Raw genomic sequence first — 18,705 nt, forward strand, 5'->3', positions numbered from 1 at the left:
TGCATTGATTTGTTCTAATTTCCAAACATCCCATTAATACTATCACTGAGCCATTTTTGGGCTTTTTTAGCAGAATCAGATAATTTATTTTTTATTTCATCTGTTTGCTTTTCTACTGATTCTAAAATACCATCTCCACTATCATTTGAACCGGTATTATTTGCTAAAGTAGTAGCAGATTTCGTTGAGAAGCTTGTCTGAGCAGTATTAGGTAATATACCTGACATTTCGCTTTTAAATAAGGAATCAACGATATCCCCACTTGAATTTCTTAGGTAATGAGTATCATCAGTTTGATCAAAACCAACCCATGTTGCGACAGTAATGTCTGGTGTATATCCAATAACCCACTGATCTTTCGTCCCATCTGTAGAACCTTTTTTAGCCTCTGTACTTCCCGTTTTACCAGCAACTGTATATCCAGCTGGGACAGCAAGTTCGCCAGTTCCTCCAGTTTCAAAGACACCCATCATCATACTTGTCATCGATTTAGCTACCTTACTACTCATAACTTTAGTTTCACTATTGTCTGAATTATTAACAATCGTTTTACCAGAAGCATCAACAATTTTAGTAATAAAATGAGCCTTTTTTTGAATACCACCATTAGCAAACGCAGTATATGCACTAGCCATTTCGTAGGGTGAGACACCAGTAGTTAAACCACCCAAAGCTAAATCTAAGTTTTTGTCCGAACTTTTAACCGGTATACCAAATTTTTTAACAGCATCGTATCCTTTATCAACACCAATTTTATTTAACAACCACACAGCTGGCGCATTTTTACTAAGTGCCAATGCCTTATACATTGGTATTTTACCTGCATATTGATTGTCGTAATTATTTGGTGAATAATTATTTGATCCATATGATTGTTTTTTATCTTTTAATTCAGAATCATAAAAATAGCCATCTTCTAAAGCAGGCATATATACGGCAATTGGTTTTAGTGTTGACCCCGGTTGGCGGTTAATCTGAGTCGCTCGATTATATCCCCTAAAAACGTGTTTACCTCGTCCACCAACAACTGCTGTCACACCACCATTCGTTGAATTAATAGCAATTGATCCACCCTGAGCTTTTGTCCCATCATCAGCATCCAAAGGGAACAAGGTAGAGTTATCAAATGATGTTTGCATAGCTTCTTGATGGGTCTGATCCATCGCCGTATAAATTTTATAACCACGATTCATAATATCTGATTCAGTTAACCCATAATTTTTAATTGCTTCACTAATAACGGCATCAAAATAATAAGGATATTTATAACCTGATTGATAATCGTACGTATCATTTAATGTAATACCCGTCTGCTTAGCACTTGATAATTCTGCACTAGAGATTTTTTTATTTTCATACATAACATTCAGAACAACATTACGCCTTTGTTTAGCTGCAACAGGATGATCTATCGGATTATATGCCCCTGGCGATGTTAACATACCCGCAATAACTGCAGCCTCACTAACAGTTAAATCTGAAGCACTTTTTCCAAAATATTTTTTAGAGGCATCTTGAACACCCCAAACGCCATTACCAAAATATGCATTATTTAAGTACATCGTTAGAATGTCTTTTTTTGAATATACTTTTTCCGTTTCAATTGAAATAAATATTTCTTTAGCCTTACGACTATAAGTTTGCTCCTGTGACAAGAATGCATTTTTAACAAGTTGTTGCGTTATAGTACTTCCGCCACCACTAATTGCACTACTTCCAGTTAATCGATTTTTAACCAATGAAACCACAGAACGTGCCATCCCTTTGATTGAAAATCCATATTCATGATAAAAATTACGATCTTCTGATGACAGTACAGCATTTTGAATATTGGGTGAAATCTTATTTAATGAAACGTAAGTACCCTTTTGAGAGTATAACGATCCTGCTTTATCGCCATCTTTATCAAAAACCTCAGTTGATTGTTGTAAAGCAGCTTTTAACCCACTAACATTTGTTGTTTTGGCTACATAAGTTAAATACGCACTCGAACCTAAAATAATTGCTAAAATAAAAATAGTCAACCATTTCCAACCATGCACAAATTTCCATCCCTGTCGAAACCAATTTTTAAATTGAATTAGATGTATTACAAACCAATTTTCATTTTTAGTTCTTTTATTTTCATTTTTCATTAGTTGTCCCCATATTTAATCTTAATATCATTTATTATTTTACCATAGCAATATTATAAAAAGTAAATTAGCCTTTTTATTATGATATTTTTAAATATTTAAAAAAAGACTAAGAAATGTAGATGTTATCTACTCCTTAGTCTCACAGTATTTTAAATTAAATTATCTGGATTTGCGTGTTCAGTAAAAATATCATAGACACGTTGTGCGGCCTGCTCATCTGAACTAATAATCATAATTGTATCATGTCCCGCAACAGTTCCAACAATATCCGGGAAGCCAAAATCATCGATAATTGCTGCCAGTAAATTACCGTTACTTGGAATCGTTTTAACAACATTCATAAATTGGATTTTAGTAATATTAGTAACGACTTCAAAAATAATTTCAAATAAATGAACTTCTTCACTTAAATTACCTGACTTAAAAATTGCGTATCTCAAATCACCTTGTTCATCTTGAGCTTTAACAATTTTCATTTCACGAATATCTCTAGAAATAGTCGCTTGAGTCGCCTTAATATTCACATGTTCCAATTCTGAAATCAAATCATCCTGCGTTGCAATTACTTTTTTATTAATTAACTGTTCAATTTTAGCTTGACGTATCTCTTTCTTCATAAGAATCCCTCTTTGAATGAGTATTTATTCTTAGTATAGCAAAAGAAATATGAATACTGAAATAATACGCTTAATTTAGGACGATTTTATTCATTTTATTGAATTTTGATTCAAATATAAGCATACCTGAATCTCTAATAATATAACCATCTAACACTAATTTCTGAATAACTCGTCCAACGGTTTCACGCCGCGTTCCACTAATCGTCGCAATATCTTCATGTGTAATCACATATGGGATTCGCAGACTATTCTCACCATGTTTATCGGCTAGATTCTCACTTAAATACTGTAACACTTGTGTTATCCGGGTTGTTGTATTACTACATACGGTTCTTAACCTTAACACTTCTGAACAATTTAAAATATTATCAATTTGCCCAAATAAGTACGCAGAAACTTCATAATGTGTTTTGATTAAATTCTCAATAAGTTCAACAGGAATCTTAGCGACCGTCGCTAGTGTAGCAGCACGACTTGAAACAGTATAATATTCACTCTGTAACATTCCACCAATTGGAAATATTTGTTTCGATGTAACATACATATAATTTTGAAAAATACCAGCTCGATCACCACGTTCAATTTTAACTAATCCATCCAAGACAACATAAATAAAATCACGTTTATCATTCATATCAAAAATAGTATTTCCTTTTAGAAATCTTTTAAATGTAATTTGTTCAAAACAAGCTCCTTGTTCATCCTCACTTAAACAACCAAACAACTCATGGTCAGAAAATTCTGATCGATACCTTTGTCTTTCTTTTTCTGTAATCATCCCTTTACTCCCTTAATACCTATATTTATGATATATAACTATCAACACTATCAGATTAAATATAGAATGTCGATTTATTTTTTCGGATTTTGGAGACCCTGGTTTATTTTTTTGATTCACTGATAGCTCTAAATCATTAATCTAACAGTACCAAAATGATAAAAATAAACTGGTCGTATTCGCACATCCATTTTGTGTTCAAACGCACAATCATCGTTAAAAAGTACATCTAACAATATTTAGATAAAATAAAAAAGTTAACAATTAAGTCAACTTTTTTATTAATTACATTTCTTTTGGTGCATTTACGCCTAATAATCTTAATGATTCTGTTAAAACGACGCTCACACTTTGAACGAGTGCTAAACGAGCTAATTTTTGATCATCTTCAACTAATATCTTTGAATTTGCATAGTATTTATTAAATGCTCTTGATAAATGAATAGCGTATTTAGCAATTACTGATGGTTCATATTCTTTAGCTGCACGTTTAATTATTTTAGGGAAGTCACCAAGTAACTTAATTGTATCCCATGCAGCAGGATCAGAAAGTTCATTGTTACTTTCACTAATTGAAACATCACCCGCTTTACGAATAATACTTTGTGCTCTAGCATTTGAATATTGGACATAGGGACCTGTTTCACCTTCAAAACGAACAACTTCTTCTAAAACAAAATCAAAATTATTCATACGTTCATTCTTTAAATCATGGAAAATAACAGCCCCAACACCAACATCTTTAGCAACTTGTTCAGCATTTGGTAGGTCAGGATTTTTATCTTGAATTTGTTTTTTAGCAAGGCTTGTAGCATCATCTAAAACTTCTTCAAGTAAAATAACACGTCCTGAACGAGTCGATAATTTCTTACCACCTTGTGTGATTAAGCCAAATGGAATGTGGTGCATATCATCTGACCAATCATTACCCATTTCCTTTAACACAGCCTTTAATTGTCTAAAATGGTTAGCTTGTTCATTTCCGACAACATACAATGACTGTACAAAATTATACGTCCGTTTACGGTAAATAGCAGCAGCTAAATCACGAGTAATATATAAAGTTGCCCCATCTGTTTTTTGAATCAAGGCAGGGTTTAAATCGTATTTTTCAAGATCAACAATTTCTGCGCCTTGGCTTTCTTTTAACAAATTTTTATCTTTTAACATTGTCACAACTTCGCCCATTTTATCATTATAAAAGGCTTCCCCTTTAAATGAATCAAATTGGACACCCAGCATATCATAAATTTTATTGAAAGCTGATAATGATTCTGCACGGAACCAAGTCCAAAGTTCGATTGCTTCTTCATCGCCATCCTCGAGCTTTTTAAACCATGCACGAGCTGCAACATCTAACTCTGGATTTTCTTCTGCTTCTTTATGGAAACGAACGTAGTATTCAAGTAATTTATTGATAGGATCAGCTTTAACTTCTGCTTCACTACCCCATAATTTATAAGCAGTAATTAACTTACCAAATTGAGTTCCCCAATCGCCTAAATGATTAATTTTAATTGGATTATAATTAATTTTAGCCAAGATGTTTGCAATTGAATTACCAATCACAGTTGAACGTAAATGTCCCATTGAAATAGGTTTAGCAATATTGGGTGATGACATATCAATTGGTACGTTACCATCATGACCAATATCAGATGCGCCATACTCACTGCCATTTGAAAGCACTTGTTCAATAATATCTTGACTAAATGCAGCCTTATTCAAGAAAAAGTTAACATATGGCCCAACTGCAGCAACTGACTCAAATTGACTTTGATCAATTTTCTCTACTAAGTCTTTAGCAATCATCTGAGGTGCTTTTCTAAATGCTTTAGCTAATGCAAAAGCTGGAAATGCATAATCCCCCATATCAGAACTTTTTGGTATTTCAATTTTGGCAATAATTTCTTCTTCAGTAAGGTTTCCATCAACGATAGCAACCAATGCTTGTGCAACTTGTTGTTTATAATTCATTATCCATTCCTCCTAAAATTGTATAAAAAAAGCCCCTTACAAATAATTATGTAAGAGACGAGAATTCCCGCGGTACCACTCTAATTGATTAATATCCACTCAAAATATTCAGTTATTTCTAAAAAGTACGATTCAACTAACGCTTTTATCTAGCTTCCATCAACCTAGACTTGCTTTAAAATTAATTAGTTTACTAGCTTTTATCATCGAATTTATAGTTTGATTGTAACAAATTAATATTATAAAAGATAGTGTTTTTAGAATTTAGGTTTGCTTTTGGTGAAATATTTCTTTACGACATCCCTTGAATCTGTCAATCTTGTAACATTATCATCAAAATGAATTGATACAAAAGAATAATACACAAGATCGACTGCATATAATTGAGCAATTAAAGAAGTAGTCGCTGCACTTCTGAATTTTTTATTTTCTTCACTATCGTCATGTTCTAAAATAATATTAGCTAATTTGGCCAATGTACTTTTTTTATTATGTGTTAAAACGATAACTTTTATTTTTTGTCGATTTGCAAGATTTGCTAACTTAATTGCATCCGTATTTTCCCCTGAATTTGATATCAAGAATAAAGTTGTTCCTTCTTTTAGTTGCGATAATCCAACGGCAATTAGATGTGTATCAAGTGTTTCTATAACAGACTTACCAACTCGAATAAATTTTTGTTGGAAATCTTTAGCTACAATTTCTGATGCTCCAATTCCATACGCATAGATTATTTTTGACTCTGCAATAACCTTCGCAGCATTAACGACTTCCTCATCTAATGTTTTATTTGATTCCTCAATCGTATGTTGTATCCGCATGGTTAATTTTTGTTGTGTCGTCACTAAATCATCTTTAGGATTAATTTCCTCGAGCATTGATTTATCATCTTGGATTTCTGCTGATAATTCTAATTTTAATCCTGGAAAACCAGTATCACTAATACTTTTTCCAAATCGCGTTATTGCTGCAGTGCTGACACCTACCACCTCTGCCATACTCTGTGTACTCATTCTTATTACTTTCTGAGGGTGCTCTAAAATAAACCGTGCTATTTTTCGCTCTACCTTTGTGTATTTATCCATATTTGCTTGTATTGTGTACAAATAATTACCCATACTTCTTACCTCTTTTTATGGTATGTCTTATGCTTCTGTCTCAATCATAGCATCTTTTGGAATACCAAAAAAGAATGTTAAAATAAATCCGCCCGCATATGCCGCAAGCAATCCAAGAATATACCCAATCCAGTGTCCATTACTTATTAAAGGTATCAATGCTACCCCAGAAGGTCCTATTGCAATAGATCCAATATGACCAATCCCACCAATCACCGCTCCACCGATTCCGCCACCAAGACAAGCAGTAATCATTGGTCGTCCTAAAGGTAGTATAACCCCATAAATTAATGGTTCCCCAATTCCTAGAAATCCGACTGGTAGAGCGCCTTTAATTAAATTTGTTAATTTTTTATTTTTACGACAACGAACCCATAATGCAATTGCTGCCCCTACTTGTCCAGCTCCTGCCATTGCTAAAATTGGCAATAATAATGTTGATCCAGACTTAGCAATCATTTCAAGATGAATAGGTGTTAAAATTTGATGTAATCCTAACATTACCATTGGTAAGAAAAAAGTCCCTAAAACAAAACCAGAAAATGCACCACCAACTTCTAAGACCCAGTTAATTGATGTAACTAAAGAATTCGAAACAACCCCAGCAACTGGCATTACTAAGAAAATTGTCATCATTCCAATAACAAATAATGATATTGTCGGTGTTATAATAATATCTAAAGAATCCGGAATCCATTTATGCAATCTTTTTTCTAAAATAGCTAATACCCACACTGCAAAAATAACACCAATAATTCCACCCTGTCCAGCACTTAGTGCCTGACCGTTAAAGATATTATGGAGAGGTGCTTCAGGGGTTACCCCACTCAGCAAAGTGACAGCGCCGATAACACCACCAAGTCCTGGAGTGGCACCAAATTCACTGGCACTATTTATCCCTACATAGATAACTAAATAACTGAAAACACCATTTTTAATAACATTTAAAACTGCAATAAAATCTGTCCAGCTCGAACTTAAATCCCCTGCAACCATCATATTTCCAAGGACAGCAGCCAATCCACCAATCAATCCTGCTCCAACAAATACAGGAATTAGTGGAACAAAGATATTTGAAATTGCTTTAAGCACCTTTTTTATTGGCGTTTGCTTTTGTTTAGCTTTATGTTCTGCTTTTACTTTAGCAGCTTTGCTCTCAACCAATTCTTTATCAGTCATTTGAGTTGATTGTACTACGTTCTTCAAAGGGAAAGGTTCGCCTAATTTAACCCCTACTTGTCTTACCATTTCATCTGCAACTTTGTTGACTGTACCAGGTCCAACTACCACTTGCAAAGTATCATCTTCAACAACACCCATGACACCATCGATATTTTTCAATTTTTCAATATCTACTTTATCTTCATCCCTAATTGTCATCCTAACTCGAGTCATACAATGAATTAATTTTTCAACATTGTCTGGCCCCCCTACATTATCATAAATTTCATTTGCAATTTTTTCGATTTTTTTGTCTGCCATAATTTAACCCCTCCAAATATTTTATTTGATTGCTTCCCTAACAAAACCATGAGCCTTCTTTAATTTTTCTTTAGCTTGATTCAAATCGTTATCCGTTAGAATCATAACTATTGCAAGTTTGACATCATGTTCAGCTAATTCAAATGTTAATTTTGCTTGTTCATAACTTACTCCAGTTGCATCCATAATAATATGCTTTGATCTTTCAACTAATTTTTCATTCGTTGGTCTAACATCGACCATTAAATTTTTATATATTTTTCCAATTCCAATCATCGAAATTGTCGACAACATATTTAATACTAATTTTTGTGCCGTTCCTGATTTTAAACGAGTAGACCCAGTCAATATCTCTGGTCCCACTTCAATCTCAATAGCCGTATCAGCATGCCGTCCAATAATTGATTCCTTATTGCAAGCCAGACTTATTGTGTTCGCACCAAGATGTTTAGCGTAGTCAAGACCCCCAATAACATATGGTGTTCTACCACTTGCTGCAATTCCAACTACTGTATCTAATTTTGTTAAACAAATATTTTCCAAATCCAACTTACCCAATTCGTTTGAATCTTCGGCACCTTCAACTGCCACAGTCATTGCTTTCATACCACCAGCAATCAATCCTTGCACCATGCTAGGATTTGTTCCAAATGTTGGTACACATTCAGCAGCATCTAAGACACCTAATCTACCACTAGTTCCTGCACCCATATAAATTAAACGGCCTCCACTATTAAATGATTCAATAATTTTACTAACTGCTTCATTAATTTGCGATAACTCTTTTTCTACGCTTTTAGGAACTGTCATATCGGCTTCATTCATTATTCTTGCAACTTCAGAACATTTTAACTCATCTAAATTCATAGTTTGTTCATTTCTAGTTTCCGTTACTAATTTTGTAATATCCATATTTTATCCCTCTTTTATAATTGTATTATTAAATATTATTTTTTGTTTTGCTCCTATATAGTCAATTAAATCCAAGTCTGTCCTTTTAACTGTACCAATTTGGTTTACTTTTTTATCAATTGGTAAATTATTTTTCACTATCTGTATTTCTCCAGTATATCTCCCATATAACATATTATCTTGCGTTATAGTACCTCTCGTTCGAGCATCTTCATTATTTATTGGTTCAATAGTGAATTGATTTCTTATCCGACTTTCTTCTAACCTTACAACATCCCTAGCCACGTCAGCACGATTATGCCATGCTATATTATCAAGTTCATGCGAACTACTTTCAATATCTATTTCTATACTTTGATTAGTAAAATAGTTAACTATCTTACTAATTGTTCTTTGTGAAACTCGCGGATCACCGATATAAACGTCATCAGTATAATTATTCTCAATTAAATCTATCATTGCAGCCAATACATTGTAATTTCGATGTTTTTCTAATGTTGGTAATCCCTTTCCAATTGGCCCTCTAAATATTTTATCTCCTGCCACAAACGCCATCGTAGTAAATCCTGATTTTTTTAACCAATGATTCTTATTTTTTAACCATTCGTCATCTAATCCCGTATCTGGTCGAGGATAATAATTATGCCATGCTTCAATATTCTTAAAATTTGCATGATTATCAACTAGTTGCTTAATATCCAGCTCTGAAATCGTACTAGCATTTAATCCAATATCTATATTATTTGATAATTCAGCTATTTTTTCCATACTAATCCCATAATCAATTCTTAAACCAGTAATTCCAGCAGTTTTCAAATCAAATTCCAATAATTTTAAACTTTTTTCTGAAATATCAACCATTAATTTCAAGTTATTTTCAAGACATAAATTCCCCAAAGTTTTTAATTCATCAATAGTTTTTTTTCTATCTTCTTCAGGAATATGTAATGAAGTAAAAATACCCTTAAATCCTGATTTACGCATTACTTCAATATATTTTTTTGTATCATCGTCAATCTTATCACCTAAATAAATTGAAAAACCCAACATAATATCTCCTCCATTCATAAAAGAAAGCGTTATCATTAACTGGTTACATCATACCTTGAATGATATAAAATTACAATTAAATATATTTATTTTTTGTTTTTTTTGTTACTTTATATCTTAATTTAAAATAAAAAATCTTTCAAGAATACTTTATATAAAGTATTCTTGAAAGATTTTTTCACTGTTTTATTCAAATACAAATTGATTATTATAAAGTTCAGAATAGAATCCTTTTTGATCCAATAATTCTTGATGGTTACCTTGTTCAATAACCTTACCGTCCTTCAGAACAACAATTTTATCAGCATCTAATATTGTTTTCAAGCGATGTGCGATTACAAAACTAGTACGCCCTTGAATAACTGTATCCATTGCTTTTTGAATTTTAGCTTCTGTCACTGTATCAACATTAGAAGTCGCTTCATCCAAAATTAATAACGTAGGATTAGTTAAAATTGTTCTTGCGATACTAATTAATTGTTTTTGGCCAGTTGAAAACACAGAGTTTTCATCCGATACTGTCGTGTCATAGCCATTTTCTTGACTCATAATAAAATCATGAATATTAGCTTGCTTAGCGGCAGAAATCATATCTTCATCTGATGCTTCAGGTTTACCAAAGACAATATTATCACGAATTGTTCCTGAGAATAATACACTTTCTTGAAGAACTATCCCAACATGATCACGAAGACTTTGAAGTTCAAGATCCTTAACATTTACGCCATCAAATTCAACTGAACCACCTGTAACATCATAGAATCGATTCAATAAATTCATAATTGTTGTTTTACCTGAACCAGTTGGTCCGACTAAAGCTACCATTTCACCTTTATCAACATTAATTGATACATCATGTAAAATTTCTTTATTAGCATTATAACCAAAATTAACATTTCTTAACTTAACACCATTTGTTAGACCCGTTAATTTTTGCTTATCAGTTGAGTTGACCTCATCTGGTTCATCAAACATTTCATTCAGTCGACTAGCACCTGTAATAGCAAGTTGGAACATACTATACAATGAAGAAATTTGTGATATTGGTTGGTAAAATTGTTGTGAGTATTGAACAAACACGACAACTAGTCCTAAAGCCGTTGTACGGCCCATATCACCGTTCAGTGCTAACCAGCTACCAAAGAAGATAACAATGGCTGTATTAACCAACGAGAGGCCATTCATAACTGGGAAAAGCATCCCTGAATAGACTTGTCCTTTAAACGTTGCTTTACGAACATTTTCGTTATATGGCAAGAAACCATCAATAGCTTCTTTTTGAAGCCCGTTAGTAATTACAATTTTTTGACCACTAATTTTTTCATTAATATAGCCATTTAATTTTCCAACTTCTTTTTGTTGTATATCAACATACTTACGTGTTTTAGAAATTAAAATGACCGCAAGAAGTAACGCGATAGGCGTTGAAGCAATCGTAACCCAGGCAAGCTGAACATTCTGTTGAAACATCATAATGATAATCCCAATCATTAGAGCAATATTACTCATAATTTGTCCTAAGGCTTGATTCATTGCGTTCGAAATATTATCCAAATCACTTGTAAAACGACTTAAAATATCCCCATCTTTATGTGAATCAAAGAATCGAATTGTCATTTTTTGTAATTTTCCAAATAGCCCTTTTCGCATTCTATTTGTCGAGTTTCCTGTAATGAACGTGACAATAATATTTGAGAAAAACATTGCTACAATTGAAAAAATATAAAATAAGAATAACATCCACAATGAGCTAACAAAATTTCCTTTATCACTCACTCCTTTTGTTAAACCAATTACGTAGTCTGCCAATGCCGTAATTGCTTTTCCCATATACACAGGTGCTTTTACCTGGAAGTATGTCGATGCAATAATTGCAACAGTCATAACTGTAAAACCTAATTTATAGCTTTTCAAGTAGTGGAAGAAGAATGCCATCGATCTATTCATATCTTTCATTAGACAGTCTCCTTTCCTTTTTGAGTGTTATAAATTTCTTGATAAATTTGACTATTTTCAACGAGATCTTTATGTGTCCCCTCGCCAACTAATTTACCGTCATCCATAACAAAAATACGATCCGCATTAATCACAGATGAGATTTTTTCGGCAATAACAAATGTTGTTGTCTCTTTCAATTCATTATTTAATGCTTTTTGGACTAATTTTTCTGATTGAGCATCAAGTGCTGATGTTGAATCATCTAAAATTAAGATTTTAGGTTTACCAATAACACCACGCGTAATTGATAAACGTTGTTTTTGACCACCTGAGAAGTTAGCTGAACGTTCTTCAACCTCTGCATCATAACGTTCTGGTAATCGATTAATAAATTCTGATGCCTGAGCGATTTGACTGGCCATATCCATATCTTTCTCGTTGGCATCTTCTTTACCTTGACGTAAGTTGTCTGCGATTGTGCCAGAAAATAGGATAGCCTTTTGTAAAACAAATGCTACTGTTTTACGAAGCGATTTTTCATTAACATCCTTTAAATTCTCACCACCAACTTTGATCATTCCTTCTTGGGGATCAAATAATCGTGGAATCATTTGGGCTAAAGTTGATTTACCTGAACCAGTTGCACCAACAATTCCTATCATTTCTCCAGGTTTAACATCAAAACTAACATGTTTAAGTGTTGGTTTATCATCGCCTTCATATGAGAATGAGACATCTTCAAAACTAACAGATCCCGATAAATCTTCCTCTGGAACATCTTGGTAATAAATATCTGGTTCTTCATCTAAAATTTCGCGTAGTCGTTTAATTGAAACCATTGCACGAGCACTAAACGTCATCATCATTCCACCAATAATAATGGCAAACATGATTTGCATTAAATAATTAACAAACGAAGTAATAGCTGTAACTGTACTTGGATCTGCTTTAGCTAAATCACCTACAAAATAAATTGCGGCAACGACAGCCATATTTCCAATTAATGTAAATGCTGGAATTAAAACAGCAAATAGAGTTCCAACATAGATATTTTGTGCATTTAAATCATCTGAAACCTTATCGAAACGTTTTTCTTCATTTTTTTCTTGATTAAATGACTTAACAACACGCACACCCATCAAGTTTTCTTTGGCTAACTCATTTACTCGATCAATTAAGCCTTGCATTAACCCAAAATGGCGTCCCATGCGACCGAAAGTTAACATTGAAATACCTAACACGCAGACAATTAAAATAACAATAATCCACCATAAATCCGCAATTGTATTCATAGCTAAAATGAATGCACCGATAAATAAAATGGGCACTCGAATTAATGTCTGTAAAATTGTCATAATTAACGTTTGAATTTGGGTAATATCATTGGTTAAACGAACCACAATATTCCCTGCTTGGAATCGTTCAATATTACTGAAAGAAAATGTTTGAATCTTTCTAAAAGCAGTTTCACGAATATCTGCACTCATTGATTGTGCTACTTTTGCTGATAGAATTGTATTCACAACACCTGCCAACAATCCAATAACAGCAACTCCAATCAAGTACAAACCAAGTGTCGTGATTTTATCACCCTGGTCCTTTAAAATAGCATCAATTACTTTTTGTAACAATTTAGGTTGCCACAATGTTGAAATTGCCATGATAACCACCATGACGACTGCCCAAAAAATATCTACCCGATACTTTTTAGCATGTTTTAATAAAATATCCACTTTTTTCCCCCTCAATTCTGTCCAGTTCCATGTTTTTTTATACAAAAAAACTAATATCAGTTACTAAACTTAGCAAAAATAACGCTTAATTGCAATCATTTTGACTAATTATATTCTATTTAGTCAGTTAAAATTTACAAAAAAAAACCAAGATTAAATATCTTGGTTTCAATATAATTATCTTATTCATTTTTAAGCGGGCGACGAGAATCGAACTCGCGACATCAGCTTGGGAAGCTGGAATTTTACCACTAAACTACGCCCGCAGAACGTTGATTAGTATAGCATATTTCCGTACTTTTGTCATAACTAATTAAGCATGTTTATTTTCAGCCTTTTGTTCAAAATCTAAACGTCTCAAATTTTGTACAGCCTTCATATATGAATAAATCAGTACAATACATGACCCACCCCAGGCTAATGGATTTGCAAAACAAGCTCCTGCATACCCAAAAGCACCAGCTAAAAAGATAGCTGCAAATGATCTCATCAGTAATTCTACAACTCCAGCAACTGTTGGTACGATGCTTTGTCCCAGTCCCTGTAACGTGTATCTAATGACAAACAGTACTGACAAAAGTAAGTAAAATGACCCATTAATATTAAAATAAACCTGCGATAATGCAACAACTTTTGGTGCATTATTTCCAACAAACAGTGTAACTAATTGTTGTCCAAATAAAATAACTAAAAGACTTGCAACGATACTGAATGTTCCAGACATTAATAGACACTTTTTTACACCATCTAAAACACGACCATATTTTTTTGCGCCATAATTTTGGGCAGTAAAAGTTGCCATCCCAATTCCAAATGACATCATTGGTTGTGTTGATAATTGATCAATCTTAGACGCTGCCGTGGTACTGGCAACTGCTGTCGTTCCTAAACCGTTTAAAGCTGACTGTAGCATAATTGCACCAATCGCAATTATTGAAGCTTGAAAGGCCATTGGTAGAGCCACATAAAGGTGTTGGTTAACATCTTTCATCGTGATTTCTCTAAAATGGTGTCGACCAATATGTAAGACGGGAATTTTTCGATAAATGTAAATTAAACAGAATACAACGGAACATGATTGCGCAATAATAGTTGCAATACCAGCGCCAGCAACTCCCCAATGAAATACCAAAATAAATAATAATTCTAAACCAACATTAATAATGCTGGCAAAAATTAAAAAGTATAATGGCGTGCGACTATCCCCTAGCGCCCTAATAATATTAGATAAAATATTAAATGCCATTGAAGCAAATATTCCACCAAAAATGATACTAATAAAAGTTTGTGCATCATCAAATATTTCTGGTGGTGTCTTCATAAGTGTTAAAATATCTTTTACAAAAAACAAACTAACCGCTGTTAAAATTACCGTTGCAATTAGACTAATCAAAAGTCCCACTGCAAAGCTTTTTCTAACACCACGATAATCTTTTGCCCCAAATCGTTGTGCCGTAATAATAGATAAACCTGCAGTTAACCCTTGTGCAAATCCAATAATCAAAAATTGAATACTCCCGGTCGAACCAACTGCAGCTAGTGCATCCACGCCTAAAGTTTGTCCAACAATCAACGTATCAGAAATACTATATAATTGTTGAAATAAATTACCAACCAATAATGGTATAGTAAACATAAAAATTAATTTTGCTGGATTACCCGATGTTAACGATCGCAAATAAGACCCTTCTTTTCTTTATATTTATTTAATTCCTTTTTCATTCAATAATAAAATAAATGCTTTTTTAAAGTTAGCCCTATCCTGGTTTGAAAAGGCGCTTGGACCCTTCGTACGTTGACCTGATTTCCTTGCCATTGCACTTAAATATCTTGAATCCAACATACTATCGATATTGGTATCTGTATATTCAAATCCTTTATGATGCATCACAATCACACCTTTTGGTAATAAAAGAGAAGCTAGTCCGTAATCTTGTGTAATCACAACATCTGATTTTTCAGCTAACTTTACAATTCTATAATCTGCCGCATCTGGACCTTGATCAACATAGCTAACCGAAACATTTTCAGGATACTTTTTAGTTGAGAAATGTGGCGTACTTGTAATTAGCAACACACTGATATTCCGTAGTTCGGCTTCAGCTATAACTTCATTTTTCACAGGAGACGCATCCCCATCAATAATAATTTTCAAATTAACCACTCTCATTCCTAGTAAAAAAACTTCCAAGGAATAACCTCTTGAAAGTTTTATTTAGCTTCTGGTTTTAATAATGCATTAATTGCTGGAATTTGACCTAAGCTATCTATCGCATTACTTGGCATAACAACTGTATTTGCGTCACTCTTGGCCAATTCTTTAAAAGCCTCAATATTTTGGCTAACAAAATAACCATTACCAACTTTATTTAATGATAAATTAACTGCATCTATTCGGTATGCTTCAGCATCGGCCGTCTTTTTAACTGCTTCAGCCTTTGCTTGGGCTGAATTAACCCATGCATCATTATCAGCTTTATTTTTTAGTGCAACTGATTTACTGTAACCTTCTGCTTCAGCAACAGTAGCATCACGATTTCTAGCGGCTTTCAATAACTTATTCATTGAATCTTGAATTTCAACTGAAGGTTTTACTGTATCAATATTAATTCGATCAACATTTAATCCATAACCAGCTGTCACATTAGAAATTTCGCCAAACAAACCGCGATTAATTTCTTGCGTTCCATTCAAAACTTCATCTAACATTTTATTACCAATGATGCCACGCAAAGAGGCACGTGTATCTTGAATCATACTACGAACAGAGTCTTCATTTTTAAACACAAAATCTTGGATGTCAGTAACGTGATACTTCAATGAAATTTTAACTTCAATTTCAGCATTATCTTTTGTAATCACAACTTGTTTATCAAGATCTAAAGGTTGTTGTGCCGTACTAACACGAATTACTGAAGAAATAAATGGTTTAATAAAATGTAAGCCTGGAGCTAATGTTGTTTCATATTTTCCTAAAGTTATAACAACACCTTGATGCGGTTGTCTAATAATTCGGATAGTTGCTGGTAAAATCATGACCAATAATATAACAATAATAATAACGACTAAAAGTCCCAACATAATAATTTAACCACCTTTATATTTTTTTAACGTCTAACCCTTCAACATGTGTTTTAATGATTCGAACAACATCTCCACTTACTAATGTTTCATCACTAAAATAATGATAGTAGATACCAAAAAACTCGACCGTGCCATGAATATTTTTACTGTCAATTGTAAATTCCCGGTTAAGCAACCGCTCGTCAATAATTGATTTTCTATCCATATGAAAGCACCTCCATTTGTCATCTTTAAACGTATCTCATTTACGTCATAAAATCAATCAATTTCATTATCAAAAGTAAAATCATTTCGATCTAAAATAGTCACTTTTTCAATATGCTTTTCAATCTGTTTACTTTCAGGCGGTAATTGTAAATAATCACCATATAAACGGCTTAAAATTGCATCATATGCCCTTAAAATAGTTACCGTAAGGTTCTCAAAAGGAACTTGAATCACGGCTGCTAATTCCTTTTCTGATAGTAATTCTTTTTCATATGAGTATTGTGAAGCTAAATTTTTATATTCTGAAATGGTGTCATCTTGATTATAGGTTCTTACTAGTTCGTCTCTTTTTTCTTTATACTCTTTGGTTTTACGACTTTGATCAGGTTGTAATTTTCTAATCTTTGCGTTAATTTCAGTATCCATTAAACGATAATTGCTCAATAAAAGAATTTTCGCGTTAAGATATCGATATTTTGATTGTTGAATAGATCGTTCGACATCACCTGTTGGGACTTTATCAAAAGGAAAAATATCTACAAAAACACCTTTTCTAGCGTCATTAATATTTCTTTTCTCTTCAACATGAATAGATTCATCAAGTAGTTTTGCATATCCAAATGCATAGTTTGGATCACTTTGATCAGTTTGTAGAAAATAATAAGGCTGGCTAATCTCTTGGGGAGCGATTTGTAAGAATCGATCGTAGTCATCCCTTACCATTCCAATATCGACATCATCATCCCATGGAATAAACCCTTGATGTCTGACCGCACCTAATAAACTGCCACCAATCATAAAATACTTTATATTATTTTTTTGACAAATTTCAACGACTTCCCGGATTAAATCTAATTCTACCTTGTGTAATTCTTCAATTTTCATTTTTACCACCTTAAATCGTCTTATTCTTTCTTCAATTGTACCAAATTTAACTCTGAATACGAAAATTATTTAATTTTTATTAAGCTAATCCTTTTTCATTACTTTATTTCTTTGGCTCATGATATGCTTTAATTATTAAATAAAAGGGGTGCCTAAATGCAAGAAACCATAATTGACTTAATCGGCCAACATGGCTATCTAGGTGTTGCGTTACTGATCACCATTGAAAACATTTTCCCACCAATTCCTTCTGAAATCATTTTAACATTTGCAGGTTTTATGACGCTCTCAAGTTCTCTTACACCAATTGGTTTAATTATTTCTGCCACTATTGGGGCGACTATCGGGGCTTTAATCTTATATTCGATCGGTCGCTTTTTAAGTACAGAACGTTTAAATCAATTTTTCGCCAGTAAGTATGGTTCTTGGCTTGGTCTAAAACCTATCCATATTGAAAAAGCGACTGAATTTTTTGTAAAATATGAAAATCGTGCTATTTTCATAGGCCGTTTTGTTCCCATTGTTCGAAGTTTAATTTCTATTCCCGCTGGAATTACGAAATGTAAATTACGTTTTTTTATTCCATTAACCTTTTTTGGAACATTAATTTGGAATACTGTCCTCATTTATCTTGGGGCATTTGCTGGGAATGCTTGGGCGGAAGTTGCAGCAACAGTTGATATTTTTGCTACAGTAGTTGGTATCATCTTATTAATCGTTTCGTTCTTCGGAATCTACAAACTAATTAATTTAAATAGGAACAAAAAAAACGATTAAATTCAA

16 protein-coding genes and 1 tRNA gene are annotated in these 18,705 nt (G+C 33.1%); 1 reads left to right on the forward strand and 16 read right to left on the reverse strand.

The window, feature by feature from the left end:
* Nucleotides 1-14: 14 nt before the first annotated feature.
* From AC1RPV_RS03415 to AC1RPV_RS03490, 16 genes are all read right to left on the reverse strand, one after another.
* A complete protein-coding gene (locus AC1RPV_RS03415) occupies nt 15-2,135 on the reverse strand; it encodes a PBP1A family penicillin-binding protein (RefSeq protein ID WP_481761182.1) in 2,121 nt (706 codons plus the stop codon).
* A 152-nt stretch (nt 2,136-2,287) separates the two neighbouring features.
* Entirely contained in the window at nt 2,288-2,755 is a 468-nt protein-coding gene (locus AC1RPV_RS03420) for an arginine repressor (protein ID WP_409022715.1), read from the reverse strand.
* A gap of 70 nt (nt 2,756-2,825) precedes the next feature.
* Complete coding sequence (locus AC1RPV_RS03425; protein ID WP_481761181.1) at nt 2,826-3,536, reverse strand: Crp/Fnr family transcriptional regulator; 711 nt, start codon at nt 3,534-3,536, stop codon at nt 2,826-2,828.
* A 285-nt stretch (nt 3,537-3,821) separates the two neighbouring features.
* The gene (gene argS / locus AC1RPV_RS03430; RefSeq protein WP_481761180.1) at nt 3,822-5,513 is read right to left on the reverse strand and encodes an arginine--tRNA ligase; all 1,692 of its coding nucleotides are present in this window, start codon (nt 5,511-5,513) and stop codon (nt 3,822-3,824) included.
* Between the two features lie 257 nt (nt 5,514-5,770).
* Complete coding sequence (locus tag AC1RPV_RS03435) at nt 5,771-6,631, reverse strand: MurR/RpiR family transcriptional regulator (protein ID WP_481761179.1); 861 nt, start codon at nt 6,629-6,631, stop codon at nt 5,771-5,773.
* Between the two features lie 27 nt (nt 6,632-6,658).
* Nucleotides 6,659-8,113: a PTS transporter subunit EIIC gene (locus AC1RPV_RS03440; RefSeq protein WP_481761178.1), complete on the reverse strand. Its 1,455-nt coding sequence runs from the start codon at nt 8,111-8,113 to the stop codon at nt 6,659-6,661.
* Between the two features lie 21 nt (nt 8,114-8,134).
* A complete protein-coding gene (gene murQ / locus AC1RPV_RS03445; RefSeq protein ID WP_481761177.1) occupies nt 8,135-9,025 on the reverse strand; it encodes an N-acetylmuramic acid 6-phosphate etherase in 891 nt (296 codons plus the stop codon).
* 3 nt (nt 9,026-9,028) lie between these two features.
* Nucleotides 9,029-10,075 (reverse strand): MupG family TIM beta-alpha barrel fold protein, encoded by a 1,047-nt coding sequence (locus tag AC1RPV_RS03450; protein ID WP_481761176.1) that lies wholly within the window; start codon nt 10,073-10,075, stop codon nt 9,029-9,031.
* Nucleotides 10,076-10,261: 186 nt separating this feature from the next.
* Entirely contained in the window at nt 10,262-12,031 is a 1,770-nt protein-coding gene (locus AC1RPV_RS03455) for an ABC transporter ATP-binding protein (RefSeq protein ID WP_481761175.1), read from the reverse strand.
* Nucleotides 12,031-13,686, reverse strand: a complete 1,656-nt coding sequence (locus AC1RPV_RS03460; RefSeq protein ID WP_481761400.1) for an ABC transporter ATP-binding protein — start codon at nt 13,684-13,686, stop codon at nt 12,031-12,033. Before AC1RPV_RS03460 ends, AC1RPV_RS03455 begins: the two co-directional genes overlap by 1 nt.
* A gap of 255 nt (nt 13,687-13,941) precedes the next feature.
* Nucleotides 13,942-14,012, reverse strand: a tRNA-Gly gene (locus tag AC1RPV_RS03465).
* Between the two features lie 47 nt (nt 14,013-14,059).
* Entirely contained in the window at nt 14,060-15,424 is a 1,365-nt protein-coding gene (locus AC1RPV_RS03470) for an MATE family efflux transporter (RefSeq protein ID WP_481761174.1), read from the reverse strand.
* A gap of 24 nt (nt 15,425-15,448) precedes the next feature.
* Nucleotides 15,449-15,901, reverse strand: a complete 453-nt coding sequence (locus AC1RPV_RS03475; RefSeq protein ID WP_409022804.1) for a YaiI/YqxD family protein — start codon at nt 15,899-15,901, stop codon at nt 15,449-15,451.
* Between the two features lie 56 nt (nt 15,902-15,957).
* Nucleotides 15,958-16,827 (reverse strand): SPFH domain-containing protein, encoded by an 870-nt coding sequence (locus AC1RPV_RS03480; RefSeq protein ID WP_481761173.1) that lies wholly within the window; start codon nt 16,825-16,827, stop codon nt 15,958-15,960.
* Nucleotides 16,828-16,843: 16 nt separating this feature from the next.
* The gene (locus AC1RPV_RS03485; protein WP_481761172.1) at nt 16,844-17,035 is read right to left on the reverse strand and encodes a hypothetical protein; all 192 of its coding nucleotides are present in this window, start codon (nt 17,033-17,035) and stop codon (nt 16,844-16,846) included.
* Between the two features lie 53 nt (nt 17,036-17,088).
* Nucleotides 17,089-17,922, reverse strand: coding sequence for a LicD family protein (locus tag AC1RPV_RS03490; protein WP_481761171.1), 834 nt, complete (start codon nt 17,920-17,922; stop codon nt 17,089-17,091).
* A 156-nt stretch (nt 17,923-18,078) separates the two neighbouring features.
* Between AC1RPV_RS03490 and AC1RPV_RS03495 the strand changes: the two genes are divergently transcribed.
* Nucleotides 18,079-18,699 carry a DedA family protein gene (locus tag AC1RPV_RS03495; protein ID WP_481761170.1) on the forward strand — a complete coding sequence of 207 codons (621 nt, stop codon included), beginning with the start codon at nt 18,079-18,081 and terminating at the stop codon, nt 18,697-18,699.
* The last annotated feature ends 6 nt before the right edge of the window (nt 18,700-18,705 follow it).

This window comes from Dellaglioa sp. CoH-55-MRSF-9, from assembly GCF_056782155.1.

Excerpts from the sequence above, each read along its gene's own strand:
- AC1RPV_RS03425 (WP_481761181.1), bottom strand. The coding sequence starts at position 3,536 with ATGATTACAGAAAAAGAAAGACAAAGGTATCGATCAGAATTTTCTGAC.
- AC1RPV_RS03420 (WP_409022715.1), bottom strand. The coding sequence starts at position 2,755 with ATGAAGAAAGAGATACGTCAAGCTAAAATTGAACAGTTAATTAATAAA.
- AC1RPV_RS03485 (WP_481761172.1), bottom strand. The coding sequence starts at position 17,035 with ATGGATAGAAAATCAATTATTGACGAGCGGTTGCTTAACCGGGAATTT.
- murQ (WP_481761177.1), bottom strand. The coding sequence starts at position 9,025 with ATGGATATTACAAAATTAGTAACGGAAACTAGAAATGAACAAACTATG.
- AC1RPV_RS03450 (WP_481761176.1), bottom strand. The coding sequence starts at position 10,075 with ATGTTGGGTTTTTCAATTTATTTAGGTGATAAGATTGACGATGATACA.
- argS (WP_481761180.1), bottom strand. The coding sequence starts at position 5,513 with ATGAATTATAAACAACAAGTTGCACAAGCATTGGTTGCTATCGTTGAT.
- AC1RPV_RS03435 (WP_481761179.1), bottom strand. The coding sequence starts at position 6,631 with ATGGGTAATTATTTGTACACAATACAAGCAAATATGGATAAATACACA.
- AC1RPV_RS03455 (WP_481761175.1), bottom strand. The coding sequence starts at position 12,031 with ATGAAAGATATGAATAGATCGATGGCATTCTTCTTCCACTACTTGAAA.
- AC1RPV_RS03415 (WP_481761182.1), bottom strand. The coding sequence starts at position 2,135 with ATGAAAAATGAAAATAAAAGAACTAAAAATGAAAATTGGTTTGTAATA.
- AC1RPV_RS03480 (WP_481761173.1), bottom strand. The coding sequence starts at position 16,827 with ATGTTGGGACTTTTAGTCGTTATTATTATTGTTATATTATTGGTCATG.
- AC1RPV_RS03490 (WP_481761171.1), bottom strand. The coding sequence starts at position 17,922 with ATGAAAATTGAAGAATTACACAAGGTAGAATTAGATTTAATCCGGGAA.
- AC1RPV_RS03460 (WP_481761400.1), bottom strand. The coding sequence starts at position 13,686 with ATGGTGGTTATCATGGCAATTTCAACATTGTGGCAACCTAAATTGTTA.
- AC1RPV_RS03440 (WP_481761178.1), bottom strand. The coding sequence starts at position 8,113 with ATGGCAGACAAAAAAATCGAAAAAATTGCAAATGAAATTTATGATAAT.
- AC1RPV_RS03495 (WP_481761170.1), top strand. The coding sequence starts at position 18,079 with ATGCAAGAAACCATAATTGACTTAATCGGCCAACATGGCTATCTAGGT.